10 protein-coding genes are annotated in these 12,987 nt (G+C 73.0%); 3 read left to right on the top strand and 7 right to left on the bottom strand.

Annotated features, from left to right (window positions below; genetic code table 11):
- Positions 1–28 precede the first annotated feature (28 nt).
- From AC0B9F_RS20040 to AC0B9F_RS20020, 5 genes are all read right to left on the bottom strand, one after another.
- Complete coding sequence (locus AC0B9F_RS20040) at positions 29–673, bottom strand: SurA N-terminal domain-containing protein (RefSeq protein ID WP_472004380.1); 645 nt, start codon at positions 671–673, stop codon at positions 29–31.
- A 146-nt stretch (positions 674–819) separates the two neighbouring features.
- Positions 820–1,650: a glycoside hydrolase domain-containing protein gene (locus tag AC0B9F_RS20035; RefSeq protein ID WP_472004378.1), complete on the bottom strand. Its 831-nt coding sequence runs from the start codon at positions 1,648–1,650 to the stop codon at positions 820–822.
- A gap of 80 nt (positions 1,651–1,730) precedes the next feature.
- Positions 1,731–3,242, bottom strand: coding sequence for a protein kinase domain-containing protein (locus AC0B9F_RS20030; RefSeq protein ID WP_472004587.1), 1,512 nt, complete (start codon positions 3,240–3,242; stop codon positions 1,731–1,733).
- A 17-nt stretch (positions 3,243–3,259) separates the two neighbouring features.
- Positions 3,260–3,856, bottom strand: coding sequence for a hypothetical protein (locus tag AC0B9F_RS20025; RefSeq protein WP_472004376.1), 597 nt, complete (start codon positions 3,854–3,856; stop codon positions 3,260–3,262).
- Positions 3,857–3,962: 106 nt separating this feature from the next.
- Positions 3,963–5,978: an N-6 DNA methylase gene (locus AC0B9F_RS20020; RefSeq protein ID WP_472004585.1), complete on the bottom strand. Its 2,016-nt coding sequence runs from the start codon at positions 5,976–5,978 to the stop codon at positions 3,963–3,965.
- Between the two features lie 332 nt (positions 5,979–6,310).
- Here AC0B9F_RS20020 and AC0B9F_RS20015 point away from each other — a divergent pair, with 332 nt between their 5' ends.
- Positions 6,311–7,027 (top strand): hypothetical protein, encoded by a 717-nt coding sequence (locus AC0B9F_RS20015; RefSeq protein WP_472004375.1) that lies wholly within the window; start codon positions 6,311–6,313, stop codon positions 7,025–7,027.
- A gap of 152 nt (positions 7,028–7,179) precedes the next feature.
- Positions 7,180–7,911, top strand: coding sequence for a hypothetical protein (locus AC0B9F_RS20010; RefSeq protein WP_472004373.1), 732 nt, complete (start codon positions 7,180–7,182; stop codon positions 7,909–7,911).
- Between the two features lie 79 nt (positions 7,912–7,990).
- Here AC0B9F_RS20010 and AC0B9F_RS20005 read toward each other — a convergent pair whose 3' ends face one another.
- Entirely contained in the window at positions 7,991–8,692 is a 702-nt protein-coding gene (locus AC0B9F_RS20005) for an HNH endonuclease family protein (protein ID WP_472004584.1), read from the bottom strand.
- Between the two features lie 222 nt (positions 8,693–8,914).
- Between AC0B9F_RS20005 and AC0B9F_RS20000 the strand changes: the two genes are divergently transcribed.
- Positions 8,915–9,100, top strand: coding sequence for an antitoxin (locus AC0B9F_RS20000; protein ID WP_472004372.1), 186 nt, complete (start codon positions 8,915–8,917; stop codon positions 9,098–9,100).
- A 108-nt stretch (positions 9,101–9,208) separates the two neighbouring features.
- Here AC0B9F_RS20000 and mfd read toward each other — a convergent pair whose 3' ends face one another.
- Positions 9,209–12,778, bottom strand: a complete 3,570-nt coding sequence (gene mfd / locus AC0B9F_RS19995) for a transcription-repair coupling factor (protein WP_472004370.1) — start codon at positions 12,776–12,778, stop codon at positions 9,209–9,211.
- Between the last annotated feature and the right edge of the window lie 209 nt (positions 12,779–12,987).

Here is a 12,987-nt window from a genome sequence, read left to right as displayed (position 1 = left end):
TGCCCGGAGAGGGTCGTGAAAAGGGCGGCTACGCCGGCTGCTGTGACGCCGCCGTCGTCACGTCCTTGACCCACGGGGTCTTCGCGTCGACGCGGCCGACCTTCTGGGCGTCCCAGGTGCCGTAGCGCGGGTTGAGGTCGACGCCCAGTTCCCGCGACGCCGTGGACAGGGCCTTCCAGAACGCCGGCTGATTGGTGTCGGTGCCCAGCTTCGCGGCGAGCTTCTGCGCCTCGACCTGCAGGCGCAGATTGTCGTCGACGCGCTGCGGCGGGATGCCGTACTCGCGCAGCCAGGTCGTCTCCAGGGCCTGGGCCCCGCCGAGCTGCTGCTCCACCCCCGCGCGCAGCTGCTGCACGTCGCGGGGGGTGACGGCGACGCCCGCGTCCCGCGCGGCGCGGTGCAGCACCTGGTCCAGGACCATGCTGTGCAGCGTCTGCCGGGTGAGGTTTCCGGAGCCGGACACCACGCGCGCGTAGTTCGCCTCGCCGCCCGCCGCCGCGCGCTGGGCCGCGCGGACCTCGTTCACCCGGTCCTGAAGCTGCGAGACCGTGATCTTCTGGCCGCCGACGACGGCCGCCGCGCCCGGATGCGAGTCGCTTCCGCAGGCGGTGAGCAGGGGTGCCGCGGCGATCGCGGCGGACAGCAGGAGCGCGGTGCGACGGCGGCGGTGCAAGGGGAACCTCCCGAGGAGTTTGTGCGACGGTGCACAAGGTCTTGCGGTGATCGATGGTAGGCAGTGGGCAGGCTGAGGCCAACCCATTCGACCAACGATTCACCGCCGCTTCCGGCACCGCCGCGCGCGCTCCGCGGTGAAGAACGTCAGCCGACGATGGCCACCGGCGCGTCCCACGCGTCGCGGTCCACGGTGATCGTGTAGCCGCGCCGGGTCTCCTTGCTGTTCACCAGGTACTGGTGGCCGCGGCTGTGGTTGGTGAACTGCGACGCGCCCCACGGCCAGTCCGCGGTGGTGGTCTCCTTCTTGTCCCACAGCGCGTACCAGAGGTTGCCCGGCAGGTCCGTCTTGTTGGCGGCCGTGGCGATCGCCTTGGCGCTGGAGCTGGTGAAGCCGTAGAAGCCGGCCCGGTATGTCTTGGCCCGCAGCCCCTTCGTGAACGCGCGCACGTACGTCAGCACGGCGTCGTTGCACGACTTGTTCGTGGTGTCGTACGGCTCCATGTCGAGGTAGATCGCGCTGCCGGCCTTCATGCCGAGCGCGGCCGCCTTGGCGGTGGCGTCGCTCGCGTCGCTCGCGCCGAGGGAGGCGGCCGTGGCGGCGGTCAGCTTCTCGGGGTTGCGGCTGGTCTGACAGGGCGGCTGGGCGCCGACGTAGAGCGGGATGAGCTTCCAGCCCTGGGAGTTCACCGACTTCACCCAGGACGCGGTGAGGTTGGGCTGGCCGCAGCCGCGGTTCTTGCCGCCGATGTAGACGGCGGCGCCGCCGTAGTAGCCGTCGGCGCGCCAGGCCTTCATCGCGCTGAGCGAGGGCGCGGCGCAGGCGTCGAAGGCCCGGCCGGTGTACGTCTTCTGCGCGGGCCAGGCGGTGGCCGCCATGGACTGCTGTGCGGCTATCCCGCCCCCGGCGACGACGGCGGCGCCCGCCACCGCCCAGGTGACGTATCTGCGCTTCTTGGACTGACGATGGCTGGACACGGCTGACCCACCCCTTCGAGTACGTGGACGCCCGGGGTACGCGACACCACGAGCGGCTCGTACGTTAGCCCGTTCCGGATCTAGCCCCGCACCTGCCCCAGCCATTGCAGGGTGCGGCGCACGTCGGCGGCCAGCGGATGGCCGGGGCCGTGCAGCCGCTCCACGTCGTGCAGCAGACGCAGCAGCGTGTCGTGCGCGGCGGGCCGGTCGCCGAGGGCGAGCAGCAGATGACCGATGCGGCGGCGCAGTTCGTGGGCGAGCGCGGGATCACCGGAGACGTACTGGTTCTCGTAGTACGGCAGCAGCGCGCGGTACTCGGCGAGCGCGGCCCCCGGCTCGCCGAGCTGCTCCAGGCACTGGGCGGCGTCGTAGCGGAAGCGCAGGGACTGCGGGTCGGACGCCCCGGCCTCGGCGGCGCGTTCGTCGGCCAGGCGGCGCAGCTCGGGCAGCGCGCGCCGGTACTGGCCGTCGTCCATGAGGGTGGCGGCGTACTGCTTGCGCAGGGTCCGCACGACCGCGGAATGCTCGCCGTGCCGGCCGGCGGCGACGGGCAGGATCGCGCCGAGGATGTCGACGGCCTGCGTGATGCGGCCCTGTCCGAGCAGATGCTTGACCTCGTCGACGGCGGCGGCGACATCCGGTTTCCCGGCGGCGGGCGGAGCGGCGGCGGAGGCGGGCTGGGGCGCGGGGGTGCGCGCCCGGTCCGGCCAGGGCGCGTGCGGGCGCAGGAAGGGACGGGTGGGGTCCAGCGGCGCTCCGGTCGGCGTGCCGCGCCCGGGCAGCAGCGGCACCAGCTCCTCGTACACCTCCTGCGCCGAGGCGGGCCGGTGCAGCGGGTCCTTGGCGAGCAGGCGCAGCACCAGGGTCTCCAGCGCCTGGGGGACCTCGGGGCGGAAACGGCGCACCGGCACCGGCGGCTCGTACAGATGCCGGTGCAGCACGCCGAGCGCGGTGGAACCGGCGAACGGGACGTTGCCGCTGAGCAGTTCGTGCAGCAGCACACCGAGCGCGTACAGGTCGGTGTACGGGCCGACCGCGCCGCCCATCGCCTGCTCGGGGGCCATGTAGGCGGGCGAGCCGATGGGGGAGCCGGTGTGGGTCAGGCGCGTGGTGTCGGTGTCCATCACGGAGGCCACGCCCAGGTCGAGCACGGTGACCGTGCCGTCCTGCTTGACCATCACGTTGCGCGGCTTGAGGTCGCGGTGGACGATCGGCACCGCGTGCACGGCGCTCAGCACCGCGCACAGCTGCGCGGCCACGGCGACCGCCCACGGCCACGGGTACGGGTCGTGCTCGGCGAGGTGGTCGGAGAGGTCGGCGCCGTCGACGTACTGCATGACGAGGAACAGCTCCTCGCCCTCGCTGCCCGCGTCGTGCACGGTGACCAGGCCCGGGTGGTCGACCTGCGCGGTCACCCGGCACTCGCGCAGGAACCGGCGGCGCAGCTCGTCCGCCTCCTGGCCGGCCACCTTGTCGGGGCGCAGCAGTTTCACCGCCACCCGCCGGTCGAGCCTGCGGTCGTAGGCCGTCCACACCTGGCCCATGCCGCCCTGGCCGAGGAGGGTGGCCAGTTCGTAACGGCCGGCGATCATCCGCCCCGTCGTGACGGTCACCGTCCGCCCTCACCGTGGCCCTCGTGGCCGTCACCGCGGCGCAGGTAGTCGCTGAGCTCGTCGAGCTCGGCCCGCACCTGGTCGATCCGCGCGGGCGCGGGACGGTGCGGGGGCGGCGGGGTGGGGGTGCTGGGCGCGGGGGCGACCACGGGCACCGCCGGCGTCTGCGGGAGCGTGGCGGCGTACGGCGACGGGGGCTGCGGGTAGCCGTAGTGCGCGGCCGGCGCCGGGGGCGTCGGGTAGGCGGCGGGGCCGGGCCGATGGTGACGTATGTCCGCGTATAGGTAGTAGCCGACGCAGCCCACCATGTTGAGCAGCAGGATGACCATGCCGGCGTTGCCCTTGGCCGTGCTGAAGTCATCGGTGTCGTCGGTGGCGAGCAGGCTGAAGCTGAGGACCAGAACGGCCACCGTGCCCGCGAAGAACCACCAGTCGCCCCGCTTGCGGGTCACGATCGCCGCGCGCAGCGGCGCCACCCAGGCCAGGAAGCCGATGCTGAGGACGGCCACCGCCACGAAGATCACGCGCAGCAGGATCAGCACCCCGGTCGAGGGCCGACGGGGTGGAGGCGGCGCATAGCCGTGGCCCTGCATAACTGCTCCTGAAGACCTGCCGGGGACGAACACTGATGGCGCGTCCGAGCGTATAGGCCGACACGGACGACACGTCACGGGTTGTACCGAACCGTTGTCACACTGATCACTCCGGAGCGACCGTGCCGTCCGTCAGGCCGTCGTACATCCCGCGCACGAGCTGTTCGCCGAGCCGGCTCGCGTGCCGCAGGGCCCGCTCGAACTCGTCGAGGGCGCGGAACCGCTCGCCGTAGCGCCGCTGTTCCTCCAGCGGCAGCCGGGGCAGTTGCAGGCGGCGCACGTCGAGCCGGGTGGCGGTGGAGGCGTAGCTGCTGGCCTGGCGGTTGTTGGCGGTGCCGCGCAGGAACCCGGCGAGGAACCACGGGTCGAGCGCCTGCCGGTCGGGCCGCAGCAGCACGAGGTTGCGGCCCAGGGCGGCGCCCTCGGTCGCCTCGTCGATGACGCGGGTCACCGCGCCGCCGCCGAGCACCGGCACCACCACGTCGCCCGGCTGGGTCAGCACCGCCTCCTCGTCGCTCTCCGGCAGGGAGCCCGAGGGGGCCGCCCCGGCGAGCACGTCGTGGTCGGTGAGGACCCGCACGCGCGTGGGGCCGCCGCTGCCGCCGGTGCGCATCTCCAGGGCGCCGCCGCGGGCGAGTTCCCCGACGGTGGTGAGCGGCCAGCGCGCACGCCGGGGCGCGTCCACGGGCGCGGGCGTGAGCTCCCCCGTCAGGCGCAGGGTCTCACCGAGGCGTTCGCGCACCGCCGTGAGCGCCCCCGCGCCGTCGGTGGGCGCCGCGGGCGGCAGATGGCGGGCGGGCGCCAGGTCGACGTCGTCGTCGAGGAGGTCGATGACGGGCAGGGCACGGGCCAGGCCCGGCCGTTCCTCGAAGCCGCCCGCGCGGTCGAAGCCGGTCCAGGCCTCGAGCACCGCCTCGCGCACGGCCTGCCAGTCGGGCCCGCCGCGCCCCTCCCCCGCGAACTGCCCGGCGTCGGCGAGCAGCACCTCGGGCTGCGCGGCCACGCCGGCCGGGCGGCGCAGCAGCCACAGGTGCAGCGGGATGTTGTACGGCGGCGCCGCGCCCACCGGCAGGGCGATCACGGCCCGCAGCGCGCCGCGCCGCAGCAGGTCGGCGCGGATACGGCGGCCGGAGCGGCGGGAGGCGGCGGCGGGCGGCATCAGCAGCACCGCGGTGCCGCCGTCGCGCAGGCGGGCCAGCGCATGCTGCACCCAGGCCAGTTCGGACTCGGCGCGGGCCGGGAAGCCGTACTCCCAGCGCGGGTCGTAGGCGAGTTCGTCGTGGCCCCAGTTGCGCTCGTTGAACGGCGGGTGGCACAGCACCGCGTCGGCGCGCACCGCCGGGTGGGCGTCGGCGCGCAGGGTGTCGCCGGCGGCGGCGTGCACGGCGGCCGGGGAGTGCAGGGCGAGCCGGAGCGCGGTGAGCGCGGCCAGGTCGGGCGCGCTGTCCTGGGCGTACAGCTCCTGGCCGGGGCGCGGGGCGACGGCGCGCAGCAGGGCGCCGGTGCCGCAGGCCGGGTCGAGGACCGTGCGGGCGTCGCCGGCCAGGTCGGCCATGAGGGAGGCCAGTTCGGCGGGGGTGAGCGTGTACTGGCGCGGGTTGGCGTCCAGGTGCCGGCCGAGCAGGAACTCGAAGGTCTGCCGTGCGCCGAGCTCGGCGGAGAGTTCGGCGGTGCCGCGCAACAGGGGTGCGGAGGGCAGCAGTTGGGGACCGGTGGGGGTGCGCACGGGGGGCGCGGGGGCGGACGGGCCGGTGAAGCGCGGGGTGAGGACCTGCTCCAGGGCGGACGGCAGCATCGCGGCCAGGCGCTCGTCGGAGCCGGCGGCGATGTCCAGCCAGACGGTGGGCCGGTCATGGAGGAGCAGCAGGGCGCAGCCGGCGTGGATCAGGGCGGTGACGGGGCCCTCGGGGTGGCCGGCGAGCTGCTGCCAGACGCGTTCGCGCAGCGGGACCTCGGCGAGCTTGCCCTGACGGCGCAGCCAGTCCTCGATCTCGGCGAGCGCGAAGGACGGGCTGGTCTCGGTGCCGCCGACGGGCTTGGGGAAGTCGGCGTGGCGGCGGCGCCAGTTGCTGACGGCGGCGCGGCCGACGCCGGCGAGGCGCGCGATACCGGCGGCGGTCACCTCGGTGGCGTGGTCGGCGCCGGGGGGGCTTCCCGCGCCGGCGCCGGGTTTCCTCGTCGTGCGTGTGGCCGCCCTGCTCGTCGCCGCCTGGTCTGCCGCTTTGTCCTGCACGGGCCGCGCTCCCCTCGTCCGCGCCGTGCGACCGCCCCGTACGGCCGCACCTGTGACGCCGAGGATACCGACGGATGCAAGATCCGAGACTTAACAGCCGTGTATCCCACTCCCCCTGTGAACCGTGTTGACTCGGTTCACAGCCCATGCTGTTATTGACCCAGCGAACGAAGGACCGCCCCGACAGGGGTGGTTCACACCGTCCGAGGGGGGACACAGCCATGGGCATGAAGGCCAAGGTCACGCTGGGCGCCGTCGTGGGGATCGTCGTCATCGCAGCCGTGTCGGCGAACGCCGGCAGCGACGGCGGCCACGGCGACTCCGGCAGCAAGGCCAAGGGGGGCTCGCCGGCCTCACCGGCCTCGTCGGCTTCGGCTTCGTCGGCTTCGTCGGCCTCCGCGGGTCAGAAGCCGGGCGCCGGGGCCGCGGAGGCGAAGAAGGCCGCGTTCGACGGGGACGGCGAATTCCAGGTCGGCTCGGACATCAAGCCCGGCACCTACCGCACCACCGGCAACGACGACGGCACGTGTTACTGGGAGCGGGCCAAGGACGCCTCCGGCGAGATGGACGCGATCCTGGCCAACGACAACGTCACCGGCACCAGCTACGTGACGGTGAAGCCCGGCGACCAGCTGTTCAAGTCCACCGGCTGCCACGACTGGGAGGCCGTCGGCGCCCCGGCCCAGGGCGCGCCCGCCACCGCGATGAAGGGCGACGGCGGCATGTTCAAGGTCGGCGCCGACATCGCTCCCGGCACCTACCGGTCCCCCGGCAACACCGACGGCTCCTGCTACTGGGAGCGCACCAAGGACGCCGGCCACTCCATCGAGTCGATCATCGCCAACAACAACGTGAGCGGCTCGGCCGTGGTGACCATCAGCGCCTCGGACGGCTACTTCAAGACCACCGGCTGCGAGGACTGGAAGAAGGCCGGCTGATCACCCCGCCGGAGCCTGATCCGGCGGAGCCTCCTCGGCCGCAGTCCCGGCCCCCCTGGCCGAACCCCCACCCGGGCCCACCCGCACCCGCGGGCCCCACCCGCACCCGCGGGCCCCGCCCGCACTCACCCCCTCTCCACCAAGGAACGCCCATGCGTCGCACCGCTCTCGCCGCCACCACCCTCTGCCTGGTCACCGCGACCGCCGCGGCCCTGACGGGCTGCCAGTCCGGCACGGACCAGGCCGACGGCAAGCCCGCCGCCTCCGCCGCGCAGGCGAAGGCTCAGGATCCCAACGCCGGTCTGCTCACGGGCGCGCAGCTCAAGCAGGCACTGGCCCCGGCGTCGGCCTTCCCGGCCGGGCTGACCCCGGTCGCCGACGGCGCGGCGGACAGCGGCAAGCAGTTCCTCGCGCCCAGCAGCCGCAGCGCCGCCAAGGCGGACTGCAGCAAGCTGGAGAACACGGCCTGGCTCGACGTCACCGGCTACAAGGGCGGCGTGTCGTTCGCGCAGGACGACCGCGCCAACCAGGACCGGACCGAGGAGATGACGCAGGAGATCGACGCCTTCCAGGGCACGACCGCGCAGGCGGTGATGCAGCAGGTCCGCAGCGTGGCGGCCGAGTGCGCGACGTTCACGGACACCGCCGAGCACGTCAAGGTGCGGGTCAAGGCCACGTCCACGCACGGGCTCGGCGACGAGGCCTACACGCTCACGCTCACCAGCGCCCACTGGGAGAGCGGCACCACGCTGATCGCCACCCGGGTCGGGAAGTCGGTCATCACCGTGATGTCCACCGCCGGCTCCGGGAACGGCGGGGCCTCGGCGAAGAAGCTCACGACGCACCTGGTGGAGTCGCTGCGGAAGGCGGCGCGGACCTCCTGACCGACGGCCCGAGGGGGGCGAGGGGGCGAGGGAGCGACGGGGCACAGGGGCAAGGGGCGCAGGTTCCGACCTGCGCCCCTCAGTCGCACTGACGCAGCATCATCTGCTTGTCGGCGGCGGTGACGGGCAGGGCGTACTTGAGCGACACCTGCGCGAAGCGCACCACGTAGGCGCACCGGATCTGCTTGTCCGGCGGCAGCCAGGTCGCCGGGCCGGAGTCGCTCTTGGCGCCGTTGGCGGGCCCGTCCACCGGAACCAGATTGAGCGGGTCGTTGGCGATGGCCTCCCGCTTGTCCTTGGCCCAGCGCGAGGCACCCATCTGCCAGTCGTACGACAGCGGCATGACGTGGTCGATCTGCACCGTCGTGGCACGGGACTTGGTCCACGCGATGGTCTTGCCGGTGTAGGGGTCGTGCAGCGTCATGGAGACGACGACGCAGTTGGAGCCCTTGCGGAAGGTGACGTCCTGGCCGTCGCGCTTGAGCAGGTCGTTGCGGGTGTCGCACCCGTTGTGGGCGTAGGGCACGTCGCCGGGGACCGAGTCCATCCAGGCGTAGCCGAACTTGGCGCGCTCATACCCGGTCTTCGGGCCGCGCCCCTTGGTCGCCACCTTCTGGACGAGCGCGCGGGCCGCGGCGCGGTCGGCCGCGTCGGTGACGGGCGCCAGCCCGGGTTTGGTCCCGTCGGGATTGTCCAGCGGACTGACCGCGTGACCGTCGCCGGTGGACCGCTGCGGCCCCGACGATCCCGGCGTCTGCTGTGTGCAGCCGGTGACGCCCAGCGCCAGCACGGCAGCAACCGTGACCCCGCCCCTCGCACACCTCACGGTGCGTCCCTCCCCTTGCTCGACCGGTTCCGCCCCGCACGGGCGAGTCTTCCCGCACAGGCACTGTGTACACACCGTAACCGCACAGAGGTTCAGACCATACGCGCCCTTCTTTGGGCATCCCGGGCATCCCGGGCGTATTGTCGGAAGGGAGTTCGCACCGGAAGGAGCTTCCGCATGGGCCTCTTGGACAGGTTCCGCCAGAACAAGCAGGCAACGGACAAGGCCAAGCAGATGTCCGACGCCGGCGAGAAAATGGTCAACGACAAGACTGGCGGGAAGTACGAGGACCAGGTCGACACGGCGCAGCGCCAGGCCGAGCAGCGCCTCGGCATGGACCGCGACCACCCCGACCAGCAGTAGGCCCCCGACCGAGGCCGAAGCCGCCCACGGACCCTGGAGTCCAGCGGGCGGCTTCGCCCGTTCCCGCGGCGGCCCAGCGGCAACGGCCCGCCGCGGGTGAACCGCCTCCTACGAGTCCAGCACCGACGTCAGGAACTCGCCCACCCACGCCAGCAGTTCGCGGCCGACCAGCGGCTTGCCGCCGACCTTGGCCGTCTTCGGGCGCGGGACGAGCACCTGATGGGTGGCCGGCTTGATGACGCTGCCCGGGTACAGCCGCTTCAGGCGCAGTTCCTGCGACTCGCGCAACTCCACCGGCGCGAAGCGGATGTTCGTGCCCTGGAGCACGACCTCCCCGACCCCGCACGCCCGCGCGAGCATCCGCAGGCCGGCCACCAGCAGCAGGTTCTCCACCGGCTCGGGCAGCTTGCCGTAGCGGTCGGTGAGTTCCTCGCGAACGTGTCTGACGTCCTCCTCGCTGTTGGCGGAGGCGATGGCCCGGTAGGCCTGGAGGCGCAGCCGCTCGCCGGGCGCGTAGTCGTGCGGGACGTGCGCGTCGACCGGCAGCTCGATCTTGACCTCCAGCGGCGCCTCTTCCGGCCCTCCCGCCGAGGGCTCCCCCGTCTCCAGCTGCCTGCGGTAGTCCGCGACCGCCTCGCCGACCATGCGCACGTACAGGTCGAAGCCGACGCCCGCGATGTGGCCCGACTGCTCGCCGCCGAGCAGGTTGCCGGCGCCGCGGATCTCCAGGTCCTTCATCGCCACGTACATGCCCGCGCCCATCTCGGTGTGCTGCGCGATGGTCGCGAGCCGCTCGTGCGCGGTCTCGGTCAGCGGCTTCTCCGGCGGGTACAGGAAGTACGCGTACCCGCGCTCGCGGCCACGCCCGACGCGGCCGCGCAGCTGATGCAGCTGGGACAGGCCGAAGGTGTCGCCGCGCTCCACGATCAGGGTGTTGGCGTTGGCGATGTCGATGCCGGACTCGACGATCGTGGTGGAGACCAGGACGTCGAACTTCTTCTCCCAGAAGTCGACGACGACCTGCTCCAGCGCCGCCTCCGACATCTGCCCGTGCGCGGTGGCGATCCGCGCCTCGGGCACGATCTCGCGCAGCCGAGCTGCGGCCCGGTCGATGGACTCCACCCGGTTGTGGATGTAGAAGACCTGGCCCTCGCGCAGCAGCTCACGCCGGATCGCCGCGCCGATCTGCTTCTCCTCGTAGGGCCCGACGAAGGTGAGCACCGGGTGCCGCTCCTCCGGCGGGGTGGTGATCGTCGACATCTCGCGGATGCCGGTGACCGCCATCTCCAGGGTGCGCGGGATCGGGGTCGCGGACATCGTCAGCACGTCGACGTTGGCGCGCAGCTTCTTCAGCTGCTCCTTGTGCTCGACGCCGAAGCGCTGCTCCTCGTCGACGATGACCAGTCCGAGGTCCTTGAACTTGGTCTCGGAGGAGAACAGCCGGTGCGTGCCGATGACGATGTCGACCGAGCCGTCCTTCAGGCCCTCCAGGGTCGCCTTCGCCTCGGTGTCGGTCTGGAAGCGGGACAGCGCCCGCACGTTCACCGGGAACTGCGCGTACCGCTCGGAGAACGTCCCGAAGTGCTGCTGCACCAGCAGCGTCGTCGGTACGAGGACGGCGGCCTGCTTGCCGTCCTGCACCGCCTTGAACGCGGCCCGCACCGCGATCTCGGTCTTGCCGTAGCCGACGTCGCCGCAGATCAGGCGGTCCATCGGGACCGTCTTCTCCATGTCCTCCTTGACCTCGGCGATCGTGGTGAGCTGGTCCGGGGTCTCCGCGTAGGGGAAGGCGTCCTCCAGCTCGCGCTGCCAGGGCGTGTCGGAGCCGAAGGCGTGGCCGGGCGCGGCCATGCGGGCGCTGTACAGCTTGATCAGGTCGGCGGCGATCTCCTTGACGGCCTTCTTCGCGCGCGCCTTGGTCTTCGTCCAGTCGGCGCCGCCCAGGCGGTGCAGCGTGGGCGCCTCGCCGCCGACGTACTTGGTGATCTGCTCCAGCTGGTCGGTGGGGATGTACAGCCGGTCGCCGGGCTGGCCGCGCTTGGCGGGCGCGTACTCCACGACGAGGTACTCGCGCGTGGCGCCCTGCACCGTGCGCTGCACCATCTCGATGTAGCGGCCGACGCCGTGCTGCTCGTGGACGATGTAGTCGCCCGCCTCCAGGGTGAGCGGGTCGATGGTCTTGCGGCGCCGCGCGGGCATGCGGGCGCCGTCCTTGCCGGCCGCCTTCTGCCCGGTCAGGTCGGTCTCGGTGAGCACGGCCAGCTTCAGACCCGGGTCGACGAAGCCGTTGTCGACGGAGCCGCACGCCACGTGCACGAGCGACGGGGACAGCTCACCGAGGTCGGTGTCCAGGCGGGCGGCGATGCCCTCCCCGCCGAGCACCTCGACCGTGCGGGCGGCCGGGCCGTGGCCCTCGGTGACGTACACCGTGCGCCAGCCGTCGGCGAGCCAGCCCTTGGTGTCGGCGAGCGCCCGCGCGGTGTCGCCGCGGTAGGCCTCGGGGGCGTGCATGCCGAGCTTGAGGGTGTCGCCCGCCGCGTCAGCGGCAAAGGAATCCGTCAGCTCGTCGTCGGCGGCGAACGGCGACACCGACCACCACATCATCTCCAGCTCGCGGGCCCGGTCGCGGACGTCGGCGATGGACCACAGGGAGGCCGCGCCGACGTCGATGGGCGCCTCGCCGCCGCCGGCGGTGGCGGCCCAGGACGCCTGGAGGAACTCCTGGCTGGTGGCGACCAGGTCGGCGGCGCGGGTACGGACCCGCTCGGGGTCGCAGACGACGGCCATGGAGCCCTTGGGCAGCACGTCGATCAGCAGCTCCATGTCGTCGACGAGGACCGGAGCGAGGGATTCCATGCCCTCGACCGCGATCCCCTCGGCGATCTTGTTCAGGAGTTCGCCCAGCTCCGGGTGGCGTTCGGCGAGGGCACGCGCGCGTGCGCGGACGTCGTCGGTGAGCAGCAGCTCGCGGCAGGGCGGCGCCCACAGGCCGTGTGCGGCGACCTCCAGGGAGCGCTGGTCGGCGACCTTGAAGTAGCGGATCTCCTCGACGTCGTCGCCCCAGAACTCGACGCGCAGGGGGTGTTCCTCGGTGGGCGGGAAGACGTCCAGGATGCCGCCGCGCACGGCGAACTCGCCGCGCTTCTCCACCAGCTCCACGCGCGCGTACGCCGCTGCCGCGAGGGCCGCCACGACCTCGTTCAGATCGGCGCTGGAGCCGGTGCGCAGCGCCACCGGCTCCAGGTCGCCGAGGCCCTTGACCTGCGGTTGCAGCACGGAGCGCACGGGGGCGACGACGACGGAGACCGGGCCCGTCTCGGGGTCGTCGGGGCGGGGATGGGCGAGGCGGCGCAGGACGGCGAGACGGCGGCCGACGGTGTCGCTGCGGGGGCTCAGCCGCTCGTGCGGGAGGGTCTCCCAGGAGGGGTACTCCACGACGCCCTCGGACGGCAGCAGCGAGCGCAGCGCGGCCGCCAGGTCCTCGGCCTCACGGCCGGTCGCGGTCACCGCGAGGACCGGGCGGGCGGACTCGCGGGCGAGCGCGGCGATCGTGAAGGGGCGGGCCGCCGGGGGGCCGACCAGGTCGACGTGCATGCGGTTGCCGTCGGCGGCCGCCGCGATCGCTTCCGCGAGGGCGGGATCCTTGACGACGGCGTCGAGCAGACCGTGCAGGCTCATGGAGGGCTTTTCCGTCCGGTGGTGACGAGGGTGGACAACGCGAAAGGCCCGACGCGAGATGCAGCCGGGGGTGTCCAGCGTACGACCTGGCCGCATCGAACGCCGGGGGCTGTGGACAACGCCGGGTGCCGTTGAGGCGGCACCCGTGACGCACACCGGCGCCGGGAAGCCCCCCAAGGCTTCCCGGCGCCGATGTCGCCCCCGTGACC

The organism is Streptomyces sp. NPDC097129, from assembly GCF_055668065.1.
The sequence above is the reverse complement of the archived record's forward strand: the minus strand, read 5'-3'. Positions and strand labels throughout refer to the sequence as shown.